The 25,963-nt window shown below is 51.1% G+C and carries 30 protein-coding genes; 17 read left to right on the forward strand and 13 right to left on the reverse strand.

Annotation, left to right across the window (positions count from 1 at the left end):
• Positions 1–49: 49 nt before the first annotated feature.
• Positions 50–1,195, reverse strand: coding sequence for a CMD domain-containing protein (locus GHC22_RS11035; RefSeq protein ID WP_153752924.1), 1,146 nt, complete (start codon positions 1,193–1,195; stop codon positions 50–52).
• A 213-nt stretch (positions 1,196–1,408) separates the two neighbouring features.
• A complete protein-coding gene (fabI, locus tag GHC22_RS11040; RefSeq protein ID WP_020996373.1) occupies positions 1,409–2,197 on the reverse strand; it encodes an enoyl-ACP reductase FabI in 789 nt (262 codons plus the stop codon).
• A gap of 442 nt (positions 2,198–2,639) precedes the next feature.
• Between fabI and GHC22_RS11045 the strand changes: the two genes are divergently transcribed.
• A complete protein-coding gene (locus tag GHC22_RS11045; RefSeq protein ID WP_032943595.1) occupies positions 2,640–3,332 on the forward strand; it encodes an EAL domain-containing protein in 693 nt (230 codons plus the stop codon).
• Between the two features lie 37 nt (positions 3,333–3,369).
• Here the strand turns inward: GHC22_RS11045 and sapF are convergent, their stop codons facing one another.
• From sapF to sapA, 5 genes are read right to left on the reverse strand one after another with little or no spacing between them, the layout of a single operon-like run.
• Positions 3,370–4,176 carry a peptide ABC transporter ATP-binding protein SapF gene (sapF, locus tag GHC22_RS11050; protein ID WP_003020558.1) on the reverse strand — a complete coding sequence of 269 codons (807 nt, stop codon included), beginning with the start codon at positions 4,174–4,176 and terminating at the stop codon, positions 3,370–3,372.
• 1 nt (position 4,177) lies between these two features.
• Positions 4,178–5,170 carry a peptide ABC transporter ATP-binding protein SapD gene (sapD, locus tag GHC22_RS11055; protein WP_003020556.1) on the reverse strand — a complete coding sequence of 331 codons (993 nt, stop codon included), beginning with the start codon at positions 5,168–5,170 and terminating at the stop codon, positions 4,178–4,180.
• Complete coding sequence (sapC, locus tag GHC22_RS11060) at positions 5,170–6,060, reverse strand: peptide ABC transporter permease SapC (RefSeq protein ID WP_003833291.1); 891 nt, start codon at positions 6,058–6,060, stop codon at positions 5,170–5,172. Before sapC ends, sapD begins: the two co-directional genes overlap by 1 nt.
• On the reverse strand, positions 6,047–7,012 hold the full coding sequence (gene sapB, locus GHC22_RS11065; protein WP_003020545.1) for a peptide ABC transporter permease SapB: 966 nt from the start codon (positions 7,010–7,012) through the stop codon (positions 6,047–6,049). The genes sapC and sapB overlap by 14 nt, the downstream gene beginning before the upstream one ends.
• Complete coding sequence (gene sapA, locus GHC22_RS11070; RefSeq protein WP_153752926.1) at positions 7,009–8,652, reverse strand: ABC transporter substrate-binding protein SapA; 1,644 nt, start codon at positions 8,650–8,652, stop codon at positions 7,009–7,011. Before sapA ends, sapB begins: the two co-directional genes overlap by 4 nt.
• 534 nt (positions 8,653–9,186) lie before the next feature.
• Between sapA and GHC22_RS11075 the strand changes: the two genes are divergently transcribed.
• Positions 9,187–9,639, forward strand: a complete 453-nt coding sequence (locus GHC22_RS11075) for an SgcJ/EcaC family oxidoreductase (RefSeq protein ID WP_153752928.1) — start codon at positions 9,187–9,189, stop codon at positions 9,637–9,639.
• 41 nt (positions 9,640–9,680) lie between these two features.
• On the opposite strand, the gene GHC22_RS11080 is transcribed toward GHC22_RS11075, so the two are convergent.
• Positions 9,681–10,325, reverse strand: a complete 645-nt coding sequence (locus tag GHC22_RS11080) for a QnrB family quinolone resistance pentapeptide repeat protein (RefSeq protein WP_153753977.1) — start codon at positions 10,323–10,325, stop codon at positions 9,681–9,683.
• A 94-nt stretch (positions 10,326–10,419) separates the two neighbouring features.
• Positions 10,420–11,409, reverse strand: coding sequence for a phage shock protein operon transcriptional activator (gene pspF / locus GHC22_RS11085; RefSeq protein WP_161495982.1), 990 nt, complete (start codon positions 11,407–11,409; stop codon positions 10,420–10,422).
• A 155-nt stretch (positions 11,410–11,564) separates the two neighbouring features.
• On the opposite strand from pspF, the gene pspA reads away from it, so the two are divergent.
• The 8 genes from pspA to tyrR all read left to right on the forward strand — a co-directional run bounded on the left by pspA (position 11,565) and on the right by tyrR (position 17,969).
• A complete protein-coding gene (gene pspA, locus GHC22_RS11090) occupies positions 11,565–12,233 on the forward strand; it encodes a phage shock protein PspA (protein ID WP_003020532.1) in 669 nt (222 codons plus the stop codon).
• A 54-nt stretch (positions 12,234–12,287) separates the two neighbouring features.
• Entirely contained in the window at positions 12,288–12,512 is a 225-nt protein-coding gene (pspB, locus tag GHC22_RS11095; RefSeq protein ID WP_003020509.1) for an envelope stress response membrane protein PspB, read from the forward strand.
• Positions 12,512–12,871 (forward strand): envelope stress response membrane protein PspC, encoded by a 360-nt coding sequence (pspC, locus tag GHC22_RS11100; RefSeq protein ID WP_003020497.1) that lies wholly within the window; start codon positions 12,512–12,514, stop codon positions 12,869–12,871. Before pspB ends, pspC begins: the two co-directional genes overlap by 1 nt.
• Before the next feature lie 8 nt (positions 12,872–12,879).
• A complete protein-coding gene (pspD, locus tag GHC22_RS11105) occupies positions 12,880–13,110 on the forward strand; it encodes a phage shock protein PspD (protein WP_003833267.1) in 231 nt (76 codons plus the stop codon).
• 251 nt (positions 13,111–13,361) lie between these two features.
• Complete coding sequence (pspE, locus tag GHC22_RS11110; protein ID WP_153752930.1) at positions 13,362–13,679, forward strand: thiosulfate sulfurtransferase PspE; 318 nt, start codon at positions 13,362–13,364, stop codon at positions 13,677–13,679.
• Positions 13,680–13,821: 142 nt separating this feature from the next.
• On the forward strand, positions 13,822–15,219 hold the full coding sequence (locus tag GHC22_RS11115) for a YcjX family protein (protein WP_153752932.1): 1,398 nt from the start codon (positions 13,822–13,824) through the stop codon (positions 15,217–15,219).
• Positions 15,216–16,277, forward strand: coding sequence for a YcjF family protein (locus GHC22_RS11120; RefSeq protein WP_032943592.1), 1,062 nt, complete (start codon positions 15,216–15,218; stop codon positions 16,275–16,277). The genes GHC22_RS11115 and GHC22_RS11120 overlap by 4 nt, the downstream gene beginning before the upstream one ends.
• 147 nt (positions 16,278–16,424) lie before the next feature.
• Positions 16,425–17,969 carry a transcriptional regulator TyrR gene (gene tyrR / locus GHC22_RS11125; protein ID WP_008784910.1) on the forward strand — a complete coding sequence of 515 codons (1,545 nt, stop codon included), beginning with the start codon at positions 16,425–16,427 and terminating at the stop codon, positions 17,967–17,969.
• A 53-nt stretch (positions 17,970–18,022) separates the two neighbouring features.
• Here tyrR and tpx read toward each other — a convergent pair whose 3' ends face one another.
• Positions 18,023–18,529, reverse strand: a complete 507-nt coding sequence (gene tpx / locus GHC22_RS11130) for a thiol peroxidase (RefSeq protein WP_003020437.1) — start codon at positions 18,527–18,529, stop codon at positions 18,023–18,025.
• A gap of 115 nt (positions 18,530–18,644) precedes the next feature.
• Between tpx and ycjG the strand changes: the two genes are divergently transcribed.
• Positions 18,645–19,610 carry an L-Ala-D/L-Glu epimerase gene (ycjG, locus tag GHC22_RS11135; RefSeq protein ID WP_008784909.1) on the forward strand — a complete coding sequence of 322 codons (966 nt, stop codon included), beginning with the start codon at positions 18,645–18,647 and terminating at the stop codon, positions 19,608–19,610.
• On the opposite strand, the gene mpaA is transcribed toward ycjG, so the two are convergent.
• The gene (gene mpaA / locus GHC22_RS11140; protein WP_032943589.1) at positions 19,585–20,313 is read right to left on the reverse strand and encodes a murein tripeptide amidase MpaA; all 729 of its coding nucleotides are present in this window, start codon (positions 20,311–20,313) and stop codon (positions 19,585–19,587) included. The genes ycjG and mpaA overlap by 26 nt on opposite strands.
• Before the next feature lie 184 nt (positions 20,314–20,497).
• On the opposite strand from mpaA, the gene mppA reads away from it, so the two are divergent.
• Positions 20,498–22,111 carry a murein tripeptide ABC transporter substrate-binding protein MppA gene (gene mppA, locus GHC22_RS11145; protein ID WP_008784907.1) on the forward strand — a complete coding sequence of 538 codons (1,614 nt, stop codon included), beginning with the start codon at positions 20,498–20,500 and terminating at the stop codon, positions 22,109–22,111.
• A gap of 37 nt (positions 22,112–22,148) precedes the next feature.
• Here the strand turns inward: mppA and GHC22_RS11150 are convergent, their stop codons facing one another.
• Positions 22,149–22,712 carry a MarR family winged helix-turn-helix transcriptional regulator gene (locus GHC22_RS11150; protein WP_008784906.1) on the reverse strand — a complete coding sequence of 188 codons (564 nt, stop codon included), beginning with the start codon at positions 22,710–22,712 and terminating at the stop codon, positions 22,149–22,151.
• 114 nt (positions 22,713–22,826) lie between these two features.
• Here GHC22_RS11150 and GHC22_RS11155 point away from each other — a divergent pair, with 114 nt between their 5' ends.
• Both GHC22_RS11155 and GHC22_RS11160 read left to right on the forward strand, forming a co-directional pair.
• Complete coding sequence (locus tag GHC22_RS11155) at positions 22,827–23,057, forward strand: glutaredoxin domain-containing protein (protein WP_008784905.1); 231 nt, start codon at positions 22,827–22,829, stop codon at positions 23,055–23,057.
• A gap of 66 nt (positions 23,058–23,123) precedes the next feature.
• Positions 23,124–23,408 (forward strand): Rho-binding antiterminator, encoded by a 285-nt coding sequence (locus GHC22_RS11160; RefSeq protein WP_153753978.1) that lies wholly within the window; start codon positions 23,124–23,126, stop codon positions 23,406–23,408.
• On the opposite strand, the gene GHC22_RS11165 is transcribed toward GHC22_RS11160, so the two are convergent.
• Positions 23,405–24,175, reverse strand: coding sequence for a DeoR/GlpR family DNA-binding transcription regulator (locus GHC22_RS11165; protein ID WP_008784903.1), 771 nt, complete (start codon positions 24,173–24,175; stop codon positions 23,405–23,407). The genes GHC22_RS11160 and GHC22_RS11165 overlap by 4 nt on opposite strands.
• A gap of 120 nt (positions 24,176–24,295) precedes the next feature.
• Here GHC22_RS11165 and GHC22_RS11170 point away from each other — a divergent pair, with 120 nt between their 5' ends.
• The 3 genes from GHC22_RS11170 to GHC22_RS11180 all read left to right on the forward strand — a co-directional run bounded on the left by GHC22_RS11170 (position 24,296) and on the right by GHC22_RS11180 (position 25,920).
• Positions 24,296–24,679 carry a VOC family protein gene (locus GHC22_RS11170; RefSeq protein ID WP_153752933.1) on the forward strand — a complete coding sequence of 128 codons (384 nt, stop codon included), beginning with the start codon at positions 24,296–24,298 and terminating at the stop codon, positions 24,677–24,679.
• A gap of 171 nt (positions 24,680–24,850) precedes the next feature.
• Positions 24,851–25,480 (forward strand): carboxymuconolactone decarboxylase family protein, encoded by a 630-nt coding sequence (locus tag GHC22_RS11175; protein WP_020996377.1) that lies wholly within the window; start codon positions 24,851–24,853, stop codon positions 25,478–25,480.
• Positions 25,481–25,512: 32 nt separating this feature from the next.
• Positions 25,513–25,920, forward strand: a complete 408-nt coding sequence (locus tag GHC22_RS11180) for a cupin domain-containing protein (RefSeq protein WP_153752934.1) — start codon at positions 25,513–25,515, stop codon at positions 25,918–25,920.
• Positions 25,921–25,963: the final 43 nt, after the last annotated feature.

The raw sequence follows: 25,963 nt of genomic DNA on the forward strand, positions 1-25,963 counted from the left end.
TACGCGATTCTGCCAGTTGCAGCAAGCGCTCTTTCAGTAAGTGGATCGGTTAATCAGTGTCGCCCAGCGCGATTTTCAAGCGATTCAACCATCCGCACAATCCACTCCAGGCTAGCAGGTTAATGGCCTGCTCTGAAGAGATTCCCTGATCGAACAAAGGCGTTAACAGTGCGGTGCTAAAGCGGTCGGGCGCCCGGGTCAGCCATTGTACCGCCTGTAGGGTGACGCGCTCAACCGGATGTCGTTGTTCCCACCGTTGTAATTCACGTTCATCCTGACGAAGAACGGTAATGGCCTCGGTTAATTCATGAGTTGAATACGCATGTTCATTAAAACAGGCCACGCTGCCATTAATCCGTGAAGTCATCAGCGTCGCCAATGAAAATGCCTGTACCGGTATCCCGCTACGTTGCGTGCTGGAAATGAGCGACCCGAGTAAATCCAAAATGACGGGGGAATGTATCAGTAATGGCAGTAACGCTTGCAGTTCCTCGGGATAACGTCTTTCTATCGACTCATCATGATTAAGATGTTTTTCAATCGGAAATGGCGAAGCGTGCCAGGTAGCGTTTGCTGCACTAAATGGTGAAGCGTGAGCGAATTGTTGTATATCGAGACCCGGAATTCGGCGCACCGGATGTCCACACCAGGCCTGAAACAGGGCCACGATACGGGCCTGAAAACCGACGAATCCGATAATTTGATTCATCAGAATGCTATCGCTGGTGGTCAGCCCGACTGCATCCAGATGCTGGCGATCGCGCGCGCCTATCACGGCAGGAGAGCTGGCAAGTTGACGAGCATATTGGGTGATTTGCGCCAGTCGATGGTTACTTTCCCGCGAGGAGTCCGGCCCAGGAAGCGGTGTTAGACGCGCGGCATAGTGATTACATAATCGCTGGACGCCATATACCTGAGCGACGGTTAACGCCGTACTCATCCGTTCATAGGCACTGAATGTGTGCATCTGACTCAGATTTACGTGGGTCGGGAAGAGGATCTGTGCAAGTTTACGGGCAGGGATTAACCAGGATTGAAAAGGTAAAAGGGCGTCATCAGATATCGCCAGATCCAGTAAAAAGCAGTCGTCGACATGAGCGGCTTCCGGCACCAGCGGCAGAACATCTTGTGGATACATGCTGGATTGTGTCTCATGATACCAGTGGCTTTTGCCTTCAATTCGGCGTTGTTCCATGGGCGGTCCTTGGTCTAAAAAGTGGCGACCCGGACACGTCGTCATACCACTACGCCGGATCGTTTGCGCTGCAATATCCTGACGTAAGCAGAAGAGGGGATGAAAGATTGTTACGTGATAATAAATATCAGAAAAGCATATATGGGACAGGGTAGAGGGGAATTAAAAACGAGCATCATGGGCGACAGTGGGCCGCCCAGAAAGAGTGGAAGATTATTTCAGTTCTAGTTCATTCATTGCAGCGATGCTGAAACCACCGTCAACGTGTACAACTTCACCTGAGATACCGGCAGAAAGATCGGAACACAGGAATGCCGCAGAGTTGCCCACATCTTCAATGGTAACAGTGCGGCGAATCGGCGTAACAGCTTCGCAATGGGCCAGCATTTTACGGAAATCTTTGATACCGGAAGCGGCGAGGGTGCGGATTGGACCTGCGGAAATTGCGTTTACGCGTACGCCTTCAGGCCCCATTGCGTTAGCCATATAACGGACGTTTGCTTCCAATGAGGCTTTCGCCAGGCCCATCACGTTATAGTTAGGGATTGCACGCTCTGCGCCCAGATAGGACAACGTCAATAGCGCAGAGCCAGGGTTTAGCATAGAACGACATGCTTTTGCCATCGCAACAAAGCTATAAGCGCTAATGTCATGCGCAATTTTAAATCCTTCGCGGGTAACTGCATTCACATAATCACCATCCAGTTGGTCAGCAGGTGCGAAGCCGATGGAGTGTACGAAACCGTCGAATTTCGGCCAGGCTTTGCTCAGTTCAGCAAACATGGCGTCAATGCTGGCATCCTCAGCTACATCACACTGCAAAACAATGTTGGAGCCTAACTGCGCTGCAAATTCTTCCACACGACCTTTCAGCTTGTCGTTCTGGTAGGTGAACGCCAGTTCGGCACCTTCGCGATGCATCGCCTGAGCGATTCCCCATGCGATAGACAATTTACTGGCAAGGCCTGTCACCAGAATACGCTTACCTGATAAAAAACCCATGGCTTTAATCCTTTTGGTTAACACTTATCTTTTATCAATCAATGAGTTATGATTGACACATTAAATGCACTCGAAATTGGCCTGAAATTATATCCCACGCTTTTTCCCTGGAGAATGGTTATCCGCCTCACGTGACATGTCACGTTATTACATGTGAGGAGTATATCATCCCCCTCCGCTTATGCTTCGTTCAGGCATCTAACGTCGGTGAATCAGAGAAAATACGAGGTTTCAAAGGCATTGAAATGGTATTATTTCATTGCTAGCTGATGTTAATAAACATAGCAAGGTAGGAACTTTCTTAAAACATAAAACATGACAATATTCAGCTTGTTATGATATATTGTTTTTATCGATCAATATCGATTCATTGATCGATATTATTGATTGATTGTGATTAGAAGTGCATTATCAGGATGTTATGATCAATTGGAGTGGTCTTATGCACTATCATTTCATCGCGGAACCGATGAGAGACACAACAGATAAATTACTGGGTGTAGAGATTAACGCCCGGTTTACTTCAGATACGGTTCACCCGTTGCATCCAGATTTCATCATTTCAGCGTGGGATAGCGAACAAAAGCGTAATTTCATGCTCGAGCAAATTCGACTAATTGCCGAAAAGCGTGACTGGTTTGAGCGCAACAGCCTTATTTGCACCCTGAACCTCATTGACGAAATGGCACTGCTGGCGATTGGTGATCCAGCCATCAAGTCGGCCTTACATGCTCTACCATTTATTGCACTGGAACTTTCAGAACGTTTTCTGTCGAATACCGTGTGCCTGAATAATCTGCTGATTAATTCACTTCGCGACGGCCCAAACGCATTGTGGTTGGGCGATCTTGGCTCCGGCAGCGTAGGGGCCAGTCCGCTGGTTTGCGGTCATTTTGACGTTGTGAAACTGGATCGCGGTTTCTTCCTGGAACAGGTAGAAAAACCGATGTTCCCGGTGCTGATCAAAAATATCCGGGAATATTGCGACCGTGTTGTGGTGAAGGGAGTAGAAACAGTACGACTTATCGACGAGGCCAGTACCGCAGGTGTCTGGGCAATGCAAGGTGGTGCCCTTTACCCGTCAGTCGCGTTTACCGAAGTTGATACGCTGCTCTTACCCACGTTGTGTCACTGATGACAGATTGCCCCCGGTTGAGGAGGGCAGCCGTTTGCTAACGATCTTTTCGCCAGGCATCAGCGGTGAGCGCTTCGCCGAAATGACCTGCAATCAGGCGGCGGGTAAGCTCATGAAGCGGGGACGCCAGAACATCCGCTGTACTGCCGCGTTCTACCACTTCGCCCTGATGCATGACTAATACCTGATCGCTGATGTGCTTCATCATGCCAATATGTTGGGTCACATAGATATACGAAATCCCCTGTTTTTCCTGCAATTCCAGCATCAGATTGATGAGCTGTGAACGCATCGACATGTCCAGAGAGGCCAGGGCTTCGTCGGCGATAATGACTTTGGGGCGTAAAATGAGCGCACGGGCAAGGCCCAGACGCTGTTTTTGCCCTGGGGCCAACATATGTGGGTAATAGCTTACGTGATCGGGCAGCAGCCCGACCATGCGCATGGTCTCCACGATCTGTTTACGACGCTGCTCAGGCTCGAGGTCGGTATTCAGACGAAGCGGAAAATCGAGGATTTGCGAGATACGTTGCCGCGGATTAAGCGATGTTGACGGATCCTGGAAAATCATACGGATCCGCTGACTACGAAATGAATAATCGCCATATTTTAACGGATGATCGTCAATCAGCAGCTCACCGCTGGTGGGTTCAATCATACCCGCCAACATTTTTGCCAGCGTAGATTTCCCCGAACCGTTTTCACCAATGACGGCGAGCGTCTGACGTTCACGCAGGGTGAAACTCAGGGGCTTAACGGCCTCAACGGTCTGGCGGCGAAATAAACCTGTCCGGTAGCGAAAGGTTTTGCTCAGATTACGAACTTCGAGCAGGGTTTCTACCATCTCACTCTCTCTCCATGTTCAGCGGGAAATGACAGGCGTAGAGATGATTTTTTGCTCCGGTCAGTCTTGGGGTTTCAATACATTCGCGTTGTGCATAAGGACAGCGTGGCCCCAGACGGCAGCCGATGGGTAATTGCTCCAGCAATGGAATAGCTCCTGGCATGGTATTCAGGCGGCTTTTGTGCGGCATCGCGCTACCAAAATCCGGAATAGCGCGAATCAACGCTTGAGTATAAGGATGATGCGGAATTGTCACCAAATCTTTACTTGGCGCGGTTTCGACCGTTTGTCCGCAGTACATCACGTTGATTTTGTCAGCCCACTGGCTGAGCATTTGCAGGTCATGGCTTATCAACAAAATGGTAGTATTGCTGTTTTGATTCAGACGGGTTAGCAGACGGAAAATTTGCGCCTGGGTGGTTGGCTCCATCGCGTTCGTTGGTTCATCGGCAATCAGCAAACGCGGCTGATTCGCTAATGCGATAGCGATCATGACCTTCTGACATTCGCCATCGGTCAGCTCATATGGAAAGCTGCGCATGGCGTCTTTATGGTCTTTTATCCCGACGCGGTGCAAGAGTTCAATCGCACGGCGTTTGCGCCAACCGATGCGCTGCCACCAGCGACCTTTGTAGGTCCATGCCGGAATATTTTGCATCAGTTGACGTCCGATACGCTCGGACGGATCGAGACATGACTGCGGCTCCTGAAAGATCATGGAGACGTTATGACCGACCAATTTGCGTCGTTCACGCGCCGAAAGGCGTAGCAGATCGATATCATCAAAACGCATACGGTCTGCGGTTACGCGCCAGTTATCTTTAGCAACCCCGCAAATGGCCTTAGCGATCAGACTTTTGCCTGATCCAGATTCACCGACCAGCCCGCGGATTTCACCCTCATTCAAGGTCATGCTGACACGATCAACAGCCTTTACCCAGTCGTCACCGGTCCTGAATTCAATGGTCAGGTTGCGGATATCCAGTAATGGCATTACTCCACCCCCGCAATAATTGCGCGGCGCACGCCGTCACCCAATAGGTTAACCAGCAACACGCTTATCATAATTGCCGCGCCTGGCAGCATCACCGTCCACGGTGCGACATAAATCAGCTCCAGCGCGTCGCCGAGCATGGCTCCCCATTCCGGGGACGGCAGCTGTGCGCCAAGATCGAGAAAACCCAGCGCGGCGATATCCAGAATCGCCATCGACAGTGCGCGGGTGATTTCAGTAATAAGGCCAGCGGTAATATTGGGCAGAACGGCGAACCACAGAATATTCAGTGTGGTTGCACCGTCCAGGCGAGCGGCAATGACGTACTCTTTCTCCAGCTCGTCATGCACCATGCTGTAAACGGAGCGCACCATGCGCGGCAGCAGCGCCAGCCAGACGGCAAACATGGCGTGTGTCAGGTGCGGCCCGGCAAAGGCCACCACAATAATCGCCAGCAGCAGAGAAGGGATCGACAGCAGGGTGTCCAGAATGTGGTTCAGCACCGCAGAGCGCAAGCCGTGCGTCGCACCGGCAACTACGCCCAATACCAGGCCACACAGCGTGGCGGCAAGAGTGACGACAAACGCGCCGCCAACGGTCGGGGCCGCACCGCTGAGCAGACGACTTAAAACGTCACGTCCCAGATCGTCAGTCCCGAGGAAGAATGAGACTTCGCCATAGCGCGACCATGACGGCGGTAAAAGCTGATAGCCGAGAAATTGCTGATCGATGCCGTAAGGGGCAAACCAACCACCAAAAATACACAGAATAGCCAGTCCCGCACAGCCGTACAGGCCGATCATCGCAGTCGCATCGCCATAGAAATTGCGCCATGCGGTGCGCAACGTACCTGGCGGGCGTTTTTCGCTGTAGACGCTATCGTAAGGCATACCATTCCTTATGTTTCAGAGGGTTAGCCATAGCACCCAGAATATCAGAGATGACGTTAACGATGATAACCAGTGAACCAATCACCATCACGCCCGCTGAAATCGCCGCGTAATCCTGCTGGCGAATCGCGTTAATCAGCCAACGGCCAAGACCTGGCCAGCTAAAGACCATCTCGGTGATCATCGCCAGCGTCAGCATGGTGGAAAACTGTAATCCCAGACGCGGGATCACCGGCGGAAGGGCGTTGTGCAGGACGTGACGACGCAGAATCGTTAATCGTGACAAACCGCGCGTGGCCGCCGCTTTGACGTAGTTCTGGTCAAAGACCTCAATGGTGCTGATACGCATCAGGCGGATGACTTCGGTGGTGGGCGCAACGGAGAGCGTCAGCACCGGGAGCACCATATGACGGATAGCGCTGACCAGCATTTCATCGCGCCAGGGCGAGTCGGAGATCCACGCATCAATAATGGCAAAACCGGTAACGGGTTTCACCTCGTAGAGAAGATCAAAACGCCCGGAAACGGGTAACCAGCCGAGGGTCAGCGAGAAGAGCAATGTCAGCAGCAGCGCCAGCCAAAAAACGGGGATAGAAAACCCCATAAGAGCCAATGCGCTGATGCAGCGGTCCTGCCATTTGTTCCGCGTGATACCGGCCAGCATACCAACGGGGATCCCAACCATTAGTGCAAAACCAAAGGCAAGAATGCACAGCTCCATTGTGGCCGGGAACACCTCTTTCAGCTGCTCTGAGATCAACTGACCGTTGATACTGGATACGCCGAAATCCCAGTGAATGAGACCATTGAACCAGAATACCCAGGCGTTCCACAGCGATGCACCCTGTAACGGCGCATGAGGCGTGAAGTAGCTCAGGCTGAAGCCAATAAAGGTCAGGAAGAACAGGGTTACCAGTAGCAATAAAAATCGACGCAAGGTGAAGATAATCATGGTTTTTTCACCTCATCTTTCTTTTCCCTGGACACGCCGGCAAAAGAGGCATTACCGAATGGACTGAGCACCAACCCTTTGATGTCGTAGCGGTAAGCCTGTAGACGTAGCGAAGAGGCCAACGGCAGGATCGGTAACTCTTGGGCAAGAATATTTTGCGCTTCGTCATAGGCATCAATTCGCGATGAAAGCTGCTGCGAAGAGAGGGCCTTGCGCAGAATGCTGTCAAACTGCGGATTACACCAGTGGGCAAAGTTGGTCTGCGAATTGATGGCGGCACAGCTGAGCAACGGCCGGAAAAAACTGTCAGGATCGTTACTGTCCGTCGCCCAGCCGGATAACGTCAGATCATGGTTCATATCCATTAATCTCGCCTCCTGAAAACGACCTTCTACCGGGATGATCTTCACTTTCACACCCACCTGAGCCATATCTGCCTGAATCAGCTCGGCGGTTTTCAGCGGACTGGGGTTCCAGGCCTGAGAGCTGGTAGGGACCCAAAGTTGTAACGTCAGATTCTCCAGCCCCAGCGCTTTTAGCTGCTCGCGCGATTTTGCCGGGTTGTATTCTGTAATTTTAGCTTCGTTATCATAAGCCCACGAGGCGCGAGGCAAAATAGATGCCGCGGTTTCTGCCGTCCCGTAGTAGATAGACTGCATTAAGCGCTGGTTGTTGATCGCTAGCGCCAGCGCATGCCGCACGGCAGGGTTATTCAACGGCGGTTTATTGGTGTTGAACGCCAGATAGGCAATGTTCATCCCCGGGCGCAGCGTCAAACGCAGGCGAGGGTCATCACGCAATATGCTGAGCTGGCTGGCGGCAGGCCAGGCCAGGACGTCGCACTCGCCAGTGAGTAATTTAGATAATCGTCCGGTTCCACCAGAGCCGAGATCCACTACGACCTGCGGCATCAGAGGAGTGCCACGCCAGAATTTTTCATGTCGCTGCAACCGAATATATTGGCCGGCACGATTCTCCGAAAGCTGGTACGGGCCTGTGCCGACGGGTTGTCTGTCGAGCAACTCCTGGCGATCCTGTTTTGCCAGATTAGCGGCATATTCCGCCGACATTACGGAGGCATAGTGTGTGGCAAGGTGCCACATAAAGGAGGCATCCGGTTGCGTTAAGCGGAATTCAACGGTGTTGTTGTCCAGTTTGCGCACGCTTTGGACGTTATCGGCAAACTGCAGGCTGTCGAAGTAGGGGAAACTGCTGCCGTTCACATTGTGCCACGGATGGTGGCGATCAAAGATGCGCTCGAAGGTAAACACCACATCGTCTGCATTCAGTTTGCGGGTGGGGGTGTACCAGGCCGTCTTCTGAAACTGAACGTCACGACGCAGATGGAAGCGGTAGGTTGCGCCGTTATCCAGCACCTCCCAGCTTTCAGCAAGCTCAGGCACCAGCCGATAGGTGTAGGGATCTACATCAAGCAGTCGGTCATACAATTGGGCCGCTAACGTATCGACGATGAGACCGCTGCTCGTTTTTTGTGGGTTGAACGTATTGACTTGCCCGCTGACGCAATAGACAAACCCACTGTCACGGATATCAGCGTGCGGAGCTTGCTCAGGCGCAGCAGCAGCCTGACCACTCAGAAATCCAGCCATCACGATCAGAGATGATAAAACCAGGCGCATAATTTTAATGGATTATATAAAGAGGCTATCTTACTAATACTTAATGACATTTGCCATTACCGTTTGTTTTTGGGAGTAACAGGCTCGATAAGCTCGAGTTCAACACCGCGACATGGTCAAAATTCATACCTGCTATCCACTTTGAATCTACTCTGTTAACTATCTTAGCATTTTCATGGCCCATCTGACTTGCTATAAACGTGGGGGCGTACCTGTCGTTGTTTACTGATTGATATCAGTGTGTGCTCGGAAGATGGAGTATGGCATCGATAACGAAGTGTGGAGCGAGCATTTAGAGTGTCACTATCAATGCTGAACTATAATAATTCAGGAAGTAGTACACGTTATGTGAGTTGTAATAGCTAAAGTACCTATAATTATTTCAATATGTTAATTCCATTTTTTCTTCATGGCATCTTAATCTTCTCACCCATTTATGGTGATGATTTCCATTGGTTATTAAATGCATTTTGGCTTTGATCCTGGTTATGAACGGTTTTCTGTTGCCATTTAACTTCTAATGGAATGAATTGTATGAATAAATTACTGAGCCTTGTTGTTTCACTTGCCCTATTGCCTGGAGCCGTTTTTGCAGCGTCGACTCCAGACTGTGTGAAGGTGAATAAAGCGCAAATCGAAGCGCTATTTGATAAGTGGAACGAGTCATTGAAAACAGGTAACGCGCAGACGGTATCTGAAAATTATCTTAGCGATGCGGTATTGCTGCCTACTGTATCCAATAAAGCGCGTTTAACGGATGCTGAACGTGTTGATTATTTCAAGCATTTTCTTGCGAAAAAGCCGACCGGGAAAATTGACATGCGTACCATTCGCCTGGGGTGTAATAAGGCGATAGACACCGGTACCTACACATTTACCTTCGCGGACAAATCAACGGTTTCAGCCCGCTACACATTCACTTATGCATGGGACGGTAAAGAGTGGAAAATTTCCACACACCACTCTTCAGCGATGCCTGAGGGGTAAAAAGCTGTGCAGGGGGCGGAATATTCACCGCTCCCTGAAGACTAGCCAATAATCGCGATGCCAAGACGTTCCATGAGCAACGATGCCTGGTAGTTGTCCAACTTAACGCCTTGTAAATCAACGCGCCGAATATCTAAGTCACCCAACTCCGAATTGGTCAGATCGCAATGTGTGAAGTTTGCTGCTCGCCAGTCGAAAGTCGAATACTCGCCGCCGGAAAGATCTGAACCACTGAACGTCGCGCCCAGTACCTGGGCACCCATCCAACGGTTTTCCCACAGCTCACATTTTTCCAGCACGACTTTCGAAAAATTGGCGTAGCTTAGATTTGTGTTAGTGATATATGCGCTGCAAAACCAGGTGCGAGTAGTGATCATATTCATAAAGCTTGCGCCGCGGAAATCTGCGCCTTGCGCACGACAGTGGCGAATTTCAATGCCAAGCGCACTGGCATTGCGAAAATCCGCCATGGATAAATCACAGCTTTTAAAAATGGCATCTTTCAGCATCGCACGACTAAAATTGCACCCTTTCTGGCTTTCACGATCATAGAACTGACAGCCGATAAATTCAGTGCCGCTCAGGTCGGCACCTGAAAAATCACAGTTAAAAAATGTACTATTTTCAATTTTCTCACCGGTGAAGCGGTTTCTGTCAATTTTTTCGCCAACGAGTGCCAGAGCCATATTTGTACCTGTTTTTTTATACAGTAATGGCGTCATGGTAAACCCTGATGAGGTTATGCGTCAAATCCGCTAATATGACATCTGCAAATGTGCGTTAAATCTGGTGTTTTTTCAGCAAAGCGCGAAGCTGATGGTAAGTCAGACCCAGTAATTCAGCGGCTTTTTTCTGGTTAAATTTTGCCTGCTGTAAGCTGGTTTGTAGAAAGTCTTTCTCTTGCTGCTGCTGGAATTCACGCAGATCCAGCGGTAACCCTACAGACATCGGTTTAGTTTCCGGCGCCTGCGGCTGTGTAGTGTGGCGGCGGAAGGGGTCAATGATTATCTCATCCAGCGGGTAATCACTGGTTCCATGCCGGTAAACGGATCGCTCCACGACGTTTTTCAGTTCACGAATATTGCCCGGCCAACGGTAGTGGAGGAGAGTTTCTCTGGCCTCGGCACTAAAACCCGGAAACAGAGGTAATCCGATCTCGCGGCACATCTGAATGGCAAAATGCTCGGCCATTAACATAATGTCACTTTGACGCTCGCGTAGCGGTGGGAGTTGCACCACGTCAAAGGCCAGGCGATCCAGCAGGTCAGCGCGGAAAGTGCCTTCGCTGACCATGCGAGGTAAGTCGGCATTGGTCGCACAAACAAGTCGTACGTTAACTTGCAACGGCTGGCTGCCACCAACGCGCTCCAGCTCGCCATATTCAATAACCCGCAGTAATTTTTCCTGTACCAACATCGGGGCGGTTGCCAGTTCATCGAGAAACAGCGTACCGCCGTCGGCGCGTTCGAAACGTCCTGGATGGCGTTTTTGCGCGCCGGTAAAGGCACCCGCTTCGTGACCAAACAGTTCGGAATCAAGCAAATTTTCGTTTAGAGCCGCGCAGTTAAGCGAAATAAACGGGCCTTGCCAGCGGGTGGAGAGGTAGTGCAGGCGGTTGGCAATAAGTTCTTTCCCGGTCCCGCGCTCACCTATAACCAGTACAGGTTTATCCAGCGGTGCCAGATGAGAAACCTGCTCCAGCACTTCAATAAAGCTGTTCGCTTCACCCAGAAGATTATCTTTGTATCCAGCCATGATGAAATTCACCATTTGTTAGTGTTATTCACCAATTTACGCTAATTAGCCTGGCAGGTAAAATTATATTATTACAATAAAATCAATTATATAAAAAGTTGGCACGCCAAGTGCATTACGAAAACAGCAGGGCATAGCCCGATATCAGAACAGTAAGTGAGGATTACATTATGGGTATTTTTTCTCGTTTTGCCGACATCGTGAACGCCAACATTAATGCGTTGCTGGAAAAGGCTGAAGATCCGCAGAAACTGGTGCGGTTGATGATCCAGGAAATGGAAGACACGCTGGTTGAGGTACGTTCTAACTCAGCGCGTGCGCTGGCAGAAAAGAAACAATTATCTCGCCGTATCGAACAGGCCAGTGCCCAACAGGCAGAGTGGCAGGAAAAAGCAGAACTTGCGCTGCGTAAAGAGAAAGAAGATCTGGCGCGTTCTGCGTTAATTGAAAAGCAGAAACTGACCGATTTAATTGCCTCTCTGGAGCATGAGGTGACGCTGGTTGACGATACGCTGGCGCGTATGAAAAAAGAGATCGGTGAGCTGGAAAATAAACTCAGTGAAACCCGTGCTCGTCAGCAGGCGTTGATGTTGCGTCATCAGGCAGCGAGTTCTTCGCGTGATGTCCGTCGTCAACTGGACAGCGGTAAACTCGATGAAGCGATGGCGCGCTTTGAATCTTTCGAGCGTCGTATCGATCAGATGGAAGCTGAGGCTGAAAGCCATAACTTCGGTAAACAGAAGTCTCTGGATCAGCAATTTGCTGACCTGAAAGCAGATGATGAAATCAGCGAGCAGCTGGCGCAACTTAAAGCCAAAATGCAGCAAGACAAGCAATAATAACATCTGGCGGCGCCCGAACGCGCCGCCGCTCATCACCTGTAAGGAGTACTCATGAGCGCGCTATTTCTGGCCATCCCGTTAACCATCTTTGTGTTGTTCGTTTTACCGATTTGGCTCTGGCTGCATTACAGCAACCGTTCCAGCCGTGGCGAACTGTCGCAAAGTGAACAGCAACGCCTGGTTGAACTCAACGATGACGCACAGCGGATGCGCGAGCGCATTCAGGCGCTGGAAGACATTCTTGATGCTGAACATCCAAACTGGAGGGACCGCTAATGGGAGGCGTTAATCTGAACAAAAAACTGTGGCGTATTCCGCAGCAGGGCATGGTGAAGGGGGTTTGCGCTGGGATTGCGCATTATCTCGATGTGCCTGTGAAGCTGGTACGGATCCTGGTGGTGTTGTCAGTCTTTTTTGGCCTGGCCTTTTTCACCTTCGTCGCCTACATCGTGCTGACCTTTGTGTTGGACCCGATGCCGGACAATGTGGTTTCCGGCGAGCAGCAGCCATCAAGCGGTGAGCTGTTGGATGCCGTCGATCGCGAGCTGGCTGCTAGTGAAAAGCGTTTACGTGAAATGGAACGTTATGTGACGTCCGATACTTTTTCCTTACGTAGTCGCTTCCGTCAATTGTGAGGACAGAAATGAACAATCGCTGGCAACGTGCCGGGCAAAGGGTTAAGCCGGGCTTTAAAATAGCAGGTAAGCTGGTGCTTCTGACCGCGCTGCGCTACGGCCCGGCGGGTGTAGCAGGGTGGGCGGTGAAGTCCGTCGCCCGACGCCCGCTAAAAATGCTGCTGGCGTTGGTTCTGGAACCGGTGTTGAGTCGGGCTGCGGCAAAATTGTCGAAACGTTATTCAGGTAATCAACCCTGATATTTGAATCAGCAAAAGCAAGCAACAATTAATCAACATTCCCTCAGTTAATTTGCGGCAGCTTACAAATATAATTTGGGGGCTGTCAAAATTCTTTTGGGTTGTTACCACGGGTATTGAGGGTGAACTAAAAAATCTATTTCGCAGGGCATTAATACCCAGGTTTTATATCAGGAAGTCGGTCAGCAATATTTTCTTAAGAACTGGCGTATAGTGTAGAGGTAAATCCAACTATCAGTCAGGAAGATATTATGTTGAAAAAAGGTATATTAGCGTTGGCTCTGGTCATCGGCATGCCGGTTTACGCAGCCGAACACTGGATCGATGTTCGCGTTCCTGAACAGTACCAACAGCAGCATATTCAGGGGGCCGTCAATATTCCGTTAAAAGAAATGAAGGCACGTATTGCAGCTGAAGTTCCTGATAAGAACGACACTGTGAAGCTGTACTGCAACTCCGGGCGTCAATCGGGACAAGCGAAGGATATGTTGACTGAAATGGGCTATACGCAGGTGACGAATGAAGGTGGCATCAACCAGATCTCGCTTCCTAAAGTAGAGAATAAATAAGCCGTACGCAGTTCTTCTGCTCCTGGCGGTAAGAATAATGCCGCCAGGTTCCGCCCAGGTAGTTGATAAGTAAGAATTGACCCCTATCTTTACTTCCTGTTTGTTATAATTTCTTCGGTTCCTTCAGCAAAAAGGGATGGCGATGAAGCGACTTAAAAATGAACTCAATTCGCTGGTTAATCGCGGCGTAGACCGGCATTTACGCCTGGCTGTCACCGGACTTAGCCGCAGCGGTAAGACGGCGTTTATCACTGCGATGGTAAACCAGTTACTCAATATTCATGCCGGTGCGCGTCTGCCGTTGCTCAGCTGCGTGCGCGAAGAGCGTTTGCTCGGCGTAAAACGGGTTCCTCAACGCGATTTTGGCATTCCGCGCTTTACCTATGATGAGGGACTGGCGCAACTGTACGGCTCTCCGCCAACCTGGCCGACCCCTACGCGCGGCGTGAGTGAAATGCGTCTGGCGCTGCGCTATAAATCCAATGACTCTTTACTGCGCCACTTTAAAGACACCTCCACGCTGTACCTGGAGATCGTCGATTATCCGGGGGAGTGGCTGCTCGATTTACCGATGCTTGCCCAGGATTATCTGAGCTGGTCGCGGCAAATGACCGGATTATTGCAGGGGCAGCGGGGCGAATGGTCGGCAAAATGGCGGCAGTTATGTCAGGGGCTGGATCCATTGGCGCCTGCTGATGAAAACCGTCTGGCGGAAATTGCTGCCGCCTGGACGGAGTATCTGCATCAGTGTAAACAGCAGGGCCTGCATTTTATTCAACCGGGCCGTTTTGTCCTGCCCGGGGATATGGCGGGCGCGCCTGCGCTGCAATTCTTCCCGTGGCCGGATGTCGATGCCTGGGGGGAATCAAAGCTGGCGCAGGCTGACAAACACACCAACGCGGGCATGTTGCGCGAAAGATTCAATTATTACTGCGAAAAGGTCGTCAAAGGGTTTTATAAGAATCACTTCCTGCGATTTGACCGCCAGATTGTGCTGGTAGATTGCCTGCAGCCGCTCAACAGCGGGCCACAGGCGTTCAACGACATGCGCCTGGCGCTTACCCAGTTGATGCAAAGCTTCCATTACGGGCAGCGTACGCTGTTTCGTCGGCTATTTTCTCCGGTGATCGACAAGCTGCTGTTTGCCGCCACCAAAGCCGACCACGTCACGGTGGATCAGCACGCCAATATGGTGTCGTTATTGCAGCAGCTGATCCAGGACGCATGGCAAAACGCGGCGTTCGAAGGTATCAGCATGGACTGTCTGGGGCTGGCATCGGTGCAGGCAACCACCAGCGGCTTGATCGACGTGAAAGGTGAAAAGATCCCGGCGCTGCGAGGTAATCGTCTGAGCGATGGCGAACCGCTAACAGTTTATCCGGGGGAAGTGCCCGCGCGACTGCCAGGACAGGCGTTCTGGGACAGCCAGGGCTTTCAGTTTGAGGCGTTTCGCCCGCAGGTTATGGATGTCGATAAACCCTTACCGCATATCCGCCTTGATGCCGCGCTGGAGTTTTTAATAGGAGATAAATTGCGATGAGCGAGCCGTTAAAACCGCGTATCGATTTCTCAGGTCCGCTGGACGTGGAACAAAACACGGCGTTTAAAGCGCAGCAAATGTTCAATGAGACGGAGGCGCAGACTTTTTCTCCAGCGAAAGTGGATGAACCCCTGGAAGACGAAGGTCAGGCGGAGGCCGTCATTGATGCGGCCTTACGCCCCAAACGCAGTCTGTGGCGCAAGATGGTGATGGGCGGGCTGGCGCTGTTTGGCGTAAGCGTTGTTGCTCAGGGTGTGCAGTGGACCATGAACGCCTGGCAGACTCAGGACTGGGTCGCGCTGGGAGGATGTGCCGCAGGCGCATTGATTATCGGCGCAGGTGTCGGATCGGTGGCGACCGAGTGGCGCAGATTGTGGCGATTGCGTCAGCGCGCGCACGAACGTGATGAAGCGCGAGACTTGCTCCACAGCCATGGAACCGGAAAAGGTCGTGCATTTTGTGAAAAACTGGCGCAGCAGGCGGGTATCGATCAGTCGCATCCGGCGCTACAGCGTTGGTATGCCTCAATTCATGAAACGCAGAACGATCGCGAAGTGGTCAGCCTGTATGCCCATCTGGTGCAGCCGGTGCTGGATGCGCAAGCCCGGCGTGAGATCAGTCGTTCAGCAGCGGAGTCCACGCTGATGATTGCAGTCAGCCCACTGGCGCTGGTGGATATGGCGTTTATCGCCTGGCGAAATCTGCGGCTGATTAATCGCATTGCATCGCTGTATGGCATTGAACTTGGTTATTACAGCCGTCTGCGCCTGTTCCGCCTGGTGTTGTTGAATATCGCTTTTGCCGGGGCCAGTGAGCTGGTGCGGGAAGTAGGGATGGACTGGATGTCGCAGGATTTAGCCGCCCGCTTATCAACGCGTGCCGCACAGGGCATTGGCGCGGGGTTATTAACGGCGCGTCTGGGCATTAAAGCTATGGAGCTTTGCCGACCGCTGCCGTGGATCGATGATGATAAGCCACGACTGGGCGATTTTCGCCGTCAACTGATTGGTCAGGTGAAAGAGACCTTACAAAAGAACAAATCTCCGCGCGAAAGTTAGCTATAAAACAGGCGCCGATCGTATAACTTTACGCCCCGGTGCCTAATTTTCCAGCGCGCTGTCAATATTTGTTGACAGAGTTCTTTCTGCAAACCAAATACTGTCTTATCATTTAACACATAATCCCTTGTCCAGGTGAAGGTTCCTATGCGTTTGGAAGTCTTTTGTGAAGACCGTCTTGGTCTGACCCGCGAACTGCTCGATTTACTGGTGCTGAGAAGCATTGATTTACGCGGTATCGAAATTGACCCCATCGGGCGGATTTACCTTAATTTTGCGGAGCTGGAGTTCACCAACTTCAGCAGCCTGATGGCTGAAATTCGCCGTATTTCAGGGGTTACGGATGTGCGCACCGTGCCCTGGATGCCTTCTGAACGTGAACATCTGGCACTAAGTGCGCTTCTTGAAGCGTTGCCTGAGCCGGTCCTTTCTCTTGATATGAAAAGCAAAGTTGAGATGGCGAACCCTGCGAGCTGTCAACTTTTTGCACACACCCAGGAGCGGATGCGCAACCATACCGCAGCCCAGTTAATCAATGGGTTTAACTTCCAGCGCTGGCTGGAAAGCAATCCGCAGGATTCCCATAGCGAACATGTCGTGATTAACGGGCAGAATTTCCTGATGGAAATTACGCCTGTCCATTTGCAGGGCGAAAATCAGGAGCAGATGCTGACCGGCGCGGTGGTGATGTTGCGCTCCACCATCCGAATGGGACGTCAGCTGCAAAATATGACAACGCAGGATCTCAGTGCGTTTAGCCAGATTATTGCCGTCAGCGCCAAAATGAAACACGTCGTAGAACAAGCGCGCAAGCTGGCGACGCTGAGTGCACCGCTGCTGATTACTGGTAATACCGGCACCGGCAAAGATCTTTTTGCTCATGCCTGTCATCTGGCAAGCCCGCGTGCGTCGAAACCGTATCTGGCGCTGAACTGTGCGTCAATCCCTGAAGATGCGGTTGAAAGCGAGCTGTTTGGCCATGCGCCGGAAGGCAAAAAAGGGTTCTTTGAGCAGGCGAATGGCGGTTCGGTTCTGTTAGATGAAATTGGCGAAATGTCGCCGCGTATGCAGACCAAATTGCTGCGTTTTCTCAATGACGGTACGTTCCGTCGCGTGGGAGAAGATCACGAAGTTCATGTTGATGTCCGTGTGATTTGCGCGACGCAAAAGAACCTTGTGGAGCTGGTGCAGAAAGGACTTTTCCGTGAAGACCTCTATTATCGTCTGAATGTACTGACGTTAAACCTGCCGCCGCTGCGCGATTGCCCACAAGATATTATGCCGCTCACCGAACTGTTCGTAGCGCGTTTTGCCGATGAGCAGGGCGTGCCGCGTCCGAAGCTGTCCGCCGATCTCAGCACGGTGTTAACCCGTTACGGTTGGCCGGGCAACGTGCGTCAGCTTAAAAACGCTATCTACCGGGCGCTGACCCAGCTTGAAGGCTATGAGCTACGGCCACAGGATATTTTGCTGCCGGATTATGATGCGGCAACGGTTGCGGTCGGAGAAGAGGTGATGGAAGGGTCGCTGGATGAAATTACCAGCCGCTTTGAACGCTCCGTGCTGACGCAGCTGTATATGAATTATCCCAGCACGCGCAAGCTGGCCAAGCGCCTCGGCGTTTCGCATACCGCGATTGCCAATAAATTGCGCGAGTACGGCCTGAGCCAACAGAAAAAAAGCGAAGAGTAATGCCGTAAATGAAAATGCCTCCATCCGGAGGCATTTTTGTATGCAAACGCAGCTTACGCTTTCAGAACGTCCAGCGCTGCTGTGTAGTCTGGTTCGTTGGTGATTTCATTGACCAGTTGGCTGAAAACAACATTGTCATTTTCATCGATAACAACTACGGCACGTGCGGCCAGACCTTTCAGCGGGCCTTCAGCGATTTCAACACCGTAGTTTTTCAGGAATTCTGCGTTGCGCAGGGTGGACAGCGTGATAACGTTGCTCAGACCTTCCGCGCCGCAAAAACGAGAGTGGGCGAATGGCAGGTCGGCCGAAATACACAGTACGACGGTATTGTCGATTTCTGTCGCCAGTTGGTTAAACTTACGTACCGATGCCGCGCAAACGCCAGTATCGATGCTTGGGAAAATATTCAGCACTTTGCGCTTGCCTGCAAACTGGCCCAGCGTAACGTCAGACAGGTCTTTAGCCACAAGGGTAAAAGCCTGAGCTTTGCTTCCAGCCTGAGGAATGGAGCCGGCAACTGCAACCGGGTTGCCCTGGAAATGAACGGTTTGTGACATGGTTATCTTCCTGTTTACATATAGTTAACGTCGAGGCTAGTTTATGCCATCAACAGTTAACACGGCAAACGCTATTTGCGGATATCCGCTTCAGGGACTGCATTAAGGAAAACAAATGAGAACAGTTAAGGTATATGAGGAAGCCTGGCCGCTGCACACTCCCTTTGTCATAGCCCGTGGGAGCAGGACCGAAGCGCATGTGGTTGTCGTCGAATTGACAGAAAATGGCGTCACAGGTATTGGCGAGTGCACACCGTACCCGCGCTACGGTGAAAGCGATGCCTCTGTTCTGGCGCAAATTATGAGCATTGCGCCACAGCTGGAAAACGGACTTACGCGTGAAGAGCTGCAAAAGCTGCTGCCAGCAGGGGCTGCGCGAAATGCCGTAGACTGCGCGTTGTGGGATCTAAGTGCGCGTCAACAGCAGAAGTCGCTGGCGGAATTGGTGGGAAGTGAACTGGCGGAAGTGGTGACGACGGCGCAAACCGTAGTGATTGGCTCGCCGGAACAAATGGCTGCGAGCGCGGCTGCGCTGTGGGGAAATGGCGCAAAACTGCTGAAAGTTAAACTGGATGCTCGCTTGATTAGTGAGCGGATGGTTGCCATTCGTGCGGCTGTTCCTGACGCTACGATTATTGTCGACGCCAATGAATCCTGGCGGGCAGAAGGCCTTGCGGCACGCTGTCAGCTGTTGGCTGATTTAGGGGTGGCAATGCTGGAGCAGCCGCTGCCGGCTCAGGATGATGCCGCGCTGGAGAATTTTGTGCATCCGCTGCCCATCTGCGCAGATGAAAGTTGCCACACTCGCAGCAGCCTGAAAGCGCTGCACGGACGCTATGAAATGGTCAATATCAAACTGGACAAAACAGGCGGTCTGACGGAAGCACTGGCGCTGGCAACGGAAGCCCGCGAGCAGGGATTTGCGCTGATGCTGGGCTGCATGCTGTGTACCTCCCGGGCTATCGGTGCGGCGTTACCGCTTACGCCGCAGGTTAACTTTGCCGATCTTGATGGCCCTACCTGGCTTGCCAGCGATGCGGAGCCAGCCCTGCATTTTACGACCGGGCAGCTCCATCTCTAGGGTGCCAGCGCAGCAGATTGGACATGGCCAGCAGGTATTTTTCGCTCGCTTCATCCGATGAAATGGGCGGAAATTCGGCGGTTATGCAGTGTAAATTCAGGTCTGCGCACCAGCTACCAAAAGAGCCGGGCGTTTCATAACCTACGCTGGTGACCAGAGGCAATTCAAACGACTGTGCCAGCCACGCACCCAGCTCGCTGCTTCTGGGATCTTCAATACAGGCCAGTGGATCGTGAAAAGAGACTACCCAGGCGGGATGAATTCGGTGAATAAGCTGACACAACGCCTGGGTTTCTGGTTCCGAACCCGGACTTTCTCCGGTCAACAACACCACATCACGCTCTTCTGCGCTACTGTTCCAGCGATACACCGTTTCGCCCGCTCTCCAGTTTGCGGCGGGAAAATTACGGTTCAGATCGACGCCGTTCGCATTTGCGCGCAGCCCAAGCTGGCAACCGTCAGGGTTTACGGCCAGCACCACATGGTGGCGACGCAGGGAAGGGTTAAGCGTACGCAATGCGCAAGAAAGGGTAACGATCGAGGAGTTTTCGTCGCCGTGCGTTCCCGCCAGTATCAGGCCGCTTTCACGATCGGCTGCCAGTGCAGGAAACCAGATTAGCGGTGCGCCTAACAATGAACGTCCGTAATGTTCGGTTCCAGGTGGGAATGCGCCGCGCTCGGCACGGGGACGGGTAACGGTCATAGTCATCTCTGAATGCTTGGATTGTTACTCGCAGTGTTGTGCAAAATGTATGGATAATCAAATCGTTTTCACACACTTATCTTTTCAGGTGTAATATCACTTTCTTGTCGGAAGTTAATTGCATTTCCTGCTGGCGATACAAATAATTACACATTCACTTAGTAGCCGGAATTGAGGGTATCTTATGCAGCATTCTGTTTCAGTAACCTGTTGTGCGTTGTTGGTTAGCAGCATTTCTTTATCCTGGGCTGCTGATGTTCCCAGCGGAACGGTACTGGCAGAGAAACAAGAACTGGTGCGTCATATAAAAGACGAACCGGCGTCGCTTGATCCGGCAAAAGCTGTAGGGCTGCCTGAAATACAGGTTATTCGTGATCTATTTGAAGGGCTGGTCAACCAGAATGAGAAGGGTGAGATCGTGCCTGGCGTCGCTACCCAGTGGAAGAGTAACGATAACCGCATCTGGACGTTTACGCTGCGTGACAATGCGCAATGGGCCGATGGTACGCCGGTAACGGCGCAGGATTTTGTCTATAGCTGGCAGCGTCTGGTTGATCCAAAAACGCTGTCGCCGTTTGCCTGGTTTGCGGCGCTGGCGGGAATTAATAATGCTCAGGCTATTATCGATGGCAAAGCCACGCCTGATAAACTTGGCGTTAGTGCTGTCGATGCACGGACATTGAAAGTTCAACTGGATAAACCGCTGCCCTGGTTTGCCAATCTGACAGCGAGTTTTGCATTCTATCCGGTACAAAAAGCTAACGTTGAGAGCGGCAAAGAGTGGACAAAACCAGGCAATCTTATTGGTAACGGCGCCTATGTGCTCAAAGATCGCGTCGTGAACGAAAAACTGGAAGTGGTGCCGAACACGCATTATTGGGACAACGCCAAAACGGTGCTGCAAAAAGTCACCTTCCTGCCGATCAACCAGGAATCAGCTGCCACCAAGCGCTATCTTGCTGGTGATATTGATATCACGGAATCCTTCCCGAAAAATATGTATCAGAAACTGTTGAAGGATATCCCGGGTCAGGTTTACACCCCGCCGCAGCTTGGTACTTATTATTATGCTTTCAATACCCAGAAGGGACCGACCGCCGATTCACGCGTGCGGCTGGCACTCAGCATGACTATCGATCGTCGTCTGATGGCGGAGAAGGTATTGGGTACAGGTGAGAAGCCGGCATGGCATTTTACGCCGGATGTAACGGCAGGATTTGTGCCGGAACCTTCACCGTTTGAGCAAATGAGTCAGGAAGAATTAAATGCGCAGGCAAAAACGCTGCTGCGTGCGGCGGGCTATGGCCCACAGAAACCGCTTAAACTGACGCTGCTGTACAACACCTCAGAAAATCATCAGAAGATTGCTATCGCAGTGGCTTCTATGTGGAAGAAGAACCTCGGTGTTGACGTAAAATTGCAGAATCAGGAATGGAAAACGTATATCGACAGCCGTAATACCGGTAATTTTGATGTGATCCGCGCCTCATGGGTGGGTGACTACAATGAGCCTTCTACGTTCTTGTCGCTATTAACATCGACCCATACGGGCAATATCTCCCGATTTAATGATCCGGCGTACGACAAAGTGTTGACCCAGGCAACTCTGGAGAATACAGAGAAAGCGCGCAATGCCGATTATAACGCCGCGGAGAAAATTCTGATGGAACAGGCACCTATTGCACCGATTTATCAGTATACCAACGGGCGTTTAATTAAACCGTGGCTGAAAGGGTATCCGATTACTAACCCTGAAGATGTCGCATACAGCCGCACAATGTATATCGTTAAGCACTAACAGAGATAATGGCTGGTGTGATTTTGCACCAGCCATTTTATGTTTCCGGCGGCTGATGCTCCCGGCAAATCAGCAATGAATCTTCTTCACTCAATCTCTCTTTCGTCAGATTACAAAATCCCTGACCATCAATTTTTTGGTGGAAGCGACAGCTATGGCAAAGTCCAAAGCCAGGCACATTGTTGGTCCTCTGGATCCCGCGTAACAGTTCTAACAGCAGCTCTCTGAGCACGATCGCCCGTTCACCCATTGCCGATTCACCCTCCACTAAAAACGTTGGCGGGAGCAGGGCGTCCAGTAAGGTATTGGCCGACTCACTTAAGTGTAGATGGACGCTACGTTTATCACGGTCATCCGGCTTGCGAACAATCAACCCTTTGTTTTCCAAAAGCTTCAGCGATTGTGACACGGTACCTTTGGTGAGCCCAAGGTAGTCTGTCACGCCAAGCGGCGTATTGGAATAACGGTTGCAACGGGCCAGATACATTAACGCGCTAAGTTGCACTGGCTGGAGATCCGCCAGTAAAGGATGCTGGCGAAACCACATCCTTGTCAGGCTGGAAAGCCGGTCAAGTACGTCGAAAAGTGACATGTCGGGCATAACAAATCCTCCTCGGCATATAGTATCGATTAAAAACTATATTGACAAAGGATAAAAGCAGCGTAGCATGAATTATAGTATCGAATCGATACTATAATTTAAAGGAGATGTATCATGACTAAAGCTCGTTTCTATCATGCAGGTTGCCCGGTTTGTGTTTCCGCAGAACAGACACTTCTGCAGCATTTGTCTGCAGATGTTGAAATCGATGTGGTTCATCTGGGAGAGCAACCTGATCGGGTTGCTGAGGCTGAAGTGGCTGGCGTGAAATCTGTTCCGGCGCTGGTGATTGACGGCAATGTGCTGCATATTAATTTCGGCGCTCCCATTGAAGCGTTGAAATAGCTGGATAGTTCGGGAAGTTGCGTTGGCGATTTCCCGAATATACAAGACGTTGGGGAAGGTAGCATGATGAAAACGACCGAAGAGTATCACCCGATAGATTGCGATCTTCATGATTATCTGGAAATCGCCTGCATGTACCACTATTGGTTGCGCATTGAACTAACGGATGGCACATGTTTTGATGCTAAAGCGCTGACGACGTGTACCACCGTGGAAAAAGAAGAATTTCTGGTCGTGGGGCAATCTGAAAACCAGCAAAAAATCCGTCTGGATTATCTGTCAGCGATCATCGCGCTGACGCCAGGAGCGACGTTTAGCACAGTAAATTTTCAGCGGGCCTACCGCGGTTAGACGGTATAAATTCGAATGTCGTGCGCCTGGAACGCTGTGGCGTACTCTTTGCTGATGTTGTCCTCTACAACAATCACATCGATATTGCTGCTTTCGGTAACGACATATCGGGCGACGGCTGGGATTTTTTCAGCCGTTAGCGCGACGATAGTTTCATTACATTGTTTAATCACCGCTTTTTTGAATTCACAATCCGCATAATCAAATCCCGTTAAGCCGGATTCAGGCGACATCGCGCAGCCGCCAATAAATCCCTGATCGAATAAAATGTCCTGCACTTGTGCGATGGCGGAAGCTCCCACGCACCCACCTGAAGATCTCTGCACCACGCCACCCAGCATAATGACTTCAAACAGCGGTTTTTTTAGCAAAACGGCGGCAATCTCCGGTGAATTTGTCACCACGGTTAACGCCAGTTCGGCGGGTAGAGCTTCTGCCATTGCCAGATTGGTGCTACCCGTGTCGATAAAAATACAGCTTCCAGATTTGACCAGTCGGGCACATCTCTGCGCGATGTTGCTCTTTTTGGCTACATTAATACTCTTGCGTACGTCGATGTCTTCGGATTCAGGGAGTGTAATGACCGCGCCACCATAGACTTTTTTACACACGCCATCTTTGCTCAATTCATGCAAATCACGACGAATTGTGTGTTCAGAAACACCTAATCGGTTAGCAAGTTCAGAACAAATGACCCTGCCGTTTTCTTGCAGGATCTGAAAGATAAGCGCCTGGCGCTGTTCCGGGAATGCGGCGTAATCGAGCATGGATACTCCAGGTGAAATAAACATCGAGCAATAGAGTGCATGATCGTGCATTATGATTAACGATGTCAACATCCCTTACAGGGGCCGTACTATTCTGGATACAACGGGAAGAGGTTCGCTATGAAGATTGCGCATATGGCGTTATGGACACAGGATCTCGAGCAGCAAGCTCGCTTCTGGGTCTCGTTTTTTGACGGCAAGATCAACGAGAAATACCGCAGTAAAACCAATCCTGGGTTTGAATCTTATTTTGTCAAAATTGGCGAGGAAATTGCGATTGAGTTAATGACCAAACCGGGTCTTATCGGGCACCAACCTGACAATAATCGTTGCGGATGGGTACACCTCGCCATTTCTGTTGGCGGCAATGAAAATGTTGATGCCATTGCAATGCAAGCGCAGGGACAGGGGATATTAGTCTCAGGTCCGCGCACTACTGGCGATGGTTATTACGAAGCGGTGATAAAAGATCCTGACGGCAATTTAATCGAGATTGTGGCGTAAGTCTTCAATCAGTTACCTGCAAATAAAGAGTACCTGCTGCTGATTATTAATGAGTACAGCTCATAAGTTTGTCCTTCTTTTCCTCTCTAATCACCGACACGTCGAGTCTCTATAATTTTACTGTTTTCAGCCCCCGGTGGTGCAATGTTGCCACCATTTGGAGAGTCGAATATGCAATACCAACTGGATGCCAGACAACAGGCAATCATTCCCATTGCGGCATTCACTGCCACAGGACAGATGGAAAAGCTGGACGTCGCGCTCAACGCCGGACTGGATGCGGGACTCACGCTCAATGAAGTAAAAGAGATCCTGCTACAGCTCTACGCATACTGCGGTTTCCCTCGCAGCCTGAACGGTCTGTCCTGCTTTATGTCGGTGGTGAAAAGTCGAAGCGAGAAAGGGCTTTCAGACGACGAAGGTAGAACGGCCACGCCGCCACCTGCAGACTGGAACAGTGTTCAGGCTGGGAGCCTAACTCAGACGCAACTGGTTGGACAGCCTGTAAGCGGTCCGCTGTTTGACTTTGCACCCGCTATTGATGTCTGGCTTAAAGCACATCTGTTTGGCGATATTTTTCAGCGAGATGTACTTGACTGGCAGGACCGTGAATGGGTGACCGTTTCGGCGCTGGCCGTTCTGGGCGGCGTTAACAGCCAGTTGAAAAGCCATTTTGCGATATGCCTTAACATCGGGATCCTCCCTGAGCAACTCAGTGAGTTTATTACGATACTCGAACAGCACTGTGGAGCCGGGATTGGGGAAAATGCCCGTACGGTTCTTGATGAATGTCTGGTATGAACACCGCGGACATTATCCATACTGGAGTCACTATGAACGAACAATTTGATGGTAACAGCGTCTTTCCACGTGGAGAGAAAAATGAAGCGTATGCGAAGTATTTCACTGGCGACAGCTATCTGACCATGCTCTCCATGGAAGGCGTGGTAATTGGCAATGTCGCATTTGAACCGGGTTGTCGTAACTTCTGGCATGTTCATCATGAGGGTGGACAAATATTGCTGGTGACCGGTGGCAGAGGCTGGTATCAGGAGTGGAATAAACCGGCACGTGAGCTGAAAACCGGCGATGTCGTGCACATTCCGGCGGGATTGAAACACTGGCACGGCGCCGCGCGTGATAGTTGGTTTGCCCATATCGCCGTGGAAATCCCGGCCCCTGGCGCGTCGAACGAATGGCTGGAACCGGTTAGCGACGCTGAGTACAACCTGCTGCCCTGAACTATGCTGGTTCTGGTAACACCTAATCCCTGAGGAGATCTCA

Source organism: Citrobacter sp. H12-3-2, assembly GCF_009649895.1.
Taxonomy (GTDB): domain Bacteria; phylum Pseudomonadota; class Gammaproteobacteria; order Enterobacterales; family Enterobacteriaceae; genus Citrobacter; species Citrobacter portucalensis.

Excerpts from the sequence above, each read along its gene's own strand:
- GHC22_RS11035 (WP_153752924.1), bottom strand. The coding sequence starts at position 1,195 with ATGGAACAACGCCGAATTGAAGGCAAAAGCCACTGGTATCATGAGACA.
- fabI (WP_020996373.1), bottom strand. The coding sequence starts at position 2,197 with ATGGGTTTTTTATCAGGTAAGCGTATTCTGGTGACAGGCCTTGCCAGT.
- GHC22_RS11045 (WP_032943595.1), top strand. The coding sequence starts at position 2,640 with ATGCACTATCATTTCATCGCGGAACCGATGAGAGACACAACAGATAAA.
- sapF (WP_003020558.1), bottom strand. The coding sequence starts at position 4,176 with ATGGTAGAAACCCTGCTCGAAGTTCGTAATCTGAGCAAAACCTTTCGC.
- sapD (WP_003020556.1), bottom strand. The coding sequence starts at position 5,170 with ATGCCATTACTGGATATCCGCAACCTGACCATTGAATTCAGGACCGGT.
- sapC (WP_003833291.1), bottom strand. The coding sequence starts at position 6,060 with ATGCCTTACGATAGCGTCTACAGCGAAAAACGCCCGCCAGGTACGTTG.
- sapB (WP_003020545.1), bottom strand. The coding sequence starts at position 7,012 with ATGATTATCTTCACCTTGCGTCGATTTTTATTGCTACTGGTAACCCTG.
- sapA (WP_153752926.1), bottom strand. The coding sequence starts at position 8,652 with ATGCGCCTGGTTTTATCATCTCTGATCGTGATGGCTGGATTTCTGAGT.
- GHC22_RS11075 (WP_153752928.1), top strand. The coding sequence starts at position 9,187 with ATGAATAAATTACTGAGCCTTGTTGTTTCACTTGCCCTATTGCCTGGA.
- GHC22_RS11080 (WP_153753977.1), bottom strand. The coding sequence starts at position 10,325 with ATGGCTCTGGCACTCGTTGGCGAAAAAATTGACAGAAACCGCTTCACC.
- pspF (WP_161495982.1), bottom strand. The coding sequence starts at position 11,409 with ATGGTGAATTTCATCATGGCTGGATACAAAGATAATCTTCTGGGTGAA.
- pspA (WP_003020532.1), top strand. The coding sequence starts at position 11,565 with ATGGGTATTTTTTCTCGTTTTGCCGACATCGTGAACGCCAACATTAAT.
- pspB (WP_003020509.1), top strand. The coding sequence starts at position 12,288 with ATGAGCGCGCTATTTCTGGCCATCCCGTTAACCATCTTTGTGTTGTTC.
- pspC (WP_003020497.1), top strand. The coding sequence starts at position 12,512 with ATGGGAGGCGTTAATCTGAACAAAAAACTGTGGCGTATTCCGCAGCAG.
- pspD (WP_003833267.1), top strand. The coding sequence starts at position 12,880 with ATGAACAATCGCTGGCAACGTGCCGGGCAAAGGGTTAAGCCGGGCTTT.
- pspE (WP_153752930.1), top strand. The coding sequence starts at position 13,362 with ATGTTGAAAAAAGGTATATTAGCGTTGGCTCTGGTCATCGGCATGCCG.
- GHC22_RS11115 (WP_153752932.1), top strand. The coding sequence starts at position 13,822 with ATGAAGCGACTTAAAAATGAACTCAATTCGCTGGTTAATCGCGGCGTA.
- GHC22_RS11120 (WP_032943592.1), top strand. The coding sequence starts at position 15,216 with ATGAGCGAGCCGTTAAAACCGCGTATCGATTTCTCAGGTCCGCTGGAC.
- tyrR (WP_008784910.1), top strand. The coding sequence starts at position 16,425 with ATGCGTTTGGAAGTCTTTTGTGAAGACCGTCTTGGTCTGACCCGCGAA.
- tpx (WP_003020437.1), bottom strand. The coding sequence starts at position 18,529 with ATGTCACAAACCGTTCATTTCCAGGGCAACCCGGTTGCAGTTGCCGGC.
- ycjG (WP_008784909.1), top strand. The coding sequence starts at position 18,645 with ATGAGAACAGTTAAGGTATATGAGGAAGCCTGGCCGCTGCACACTCCC.
- mpaA (WP_032943589.1), bottom strand. The coding sequence starts at position 20,313 with ATGACCGTTACCCGTCCCCGTGCCGAGCGCGGCGCATTCCCACCTGGA.
- mppA (WP_008784907.1), top strand. The coding sequence starts at position 20,498 with ATGCAGCATTCTGTTTCAGTAACCTGTTGTGCGTTGTTGGTTAGCAGC.
- GHC22_RS11150 (WP_008784906.1), bottom strand. The coding sequence starts at position 22,712 with ATGCCCGACATGTCACTTTTCGACGTACTTGACCGGCTTTCCAGCCTG.
- GHC22_RS11155 (WP_008784905.1), top strand. The coding sequence starts at position 22,827 with ATGACTAAAGCTCGTTTCTATCATGCAGGTTGCCCGGTTTGTGTTTCC.
- GHC22_RS11160 (WP_153753978.1), top strand. The coding sequence starts at position 23,124 with ATGAAAACGACCGAAGAGTATCACCCGATAGATTGCGATCTTCATGAT.
- GHC22_RS11165 (WP_008784903.1), bottom strand. The coding sequence starts at position 24,175 with ATGCTCGATTACGCCGCATTCCCGGAACAGCGCCAGGCGCTTATCTTT.
- GHC22_RS11170 (WP_153752933.1), top strand. The coding sequence starts at position 24,296 with ATGAAGATTGCGCATATGGCGTTATGGACACAGGATCTCGAGCAGCAA.
- GHC22_RS11175 (WP_020996377.1), top strand. The coding sequence starts at position 24,851 with ATGCAATACCAACTGGATGCCAGACAACAGGCAATCATTCCCATTGCG.
- GHC22_RS11180 (WP_153752934.1), top strand. The coding sequence starts at position 25,513 with ATGAACGAACAATTTGATGGTAACAGCGTCTTTCCACGTGGAGAGAAA.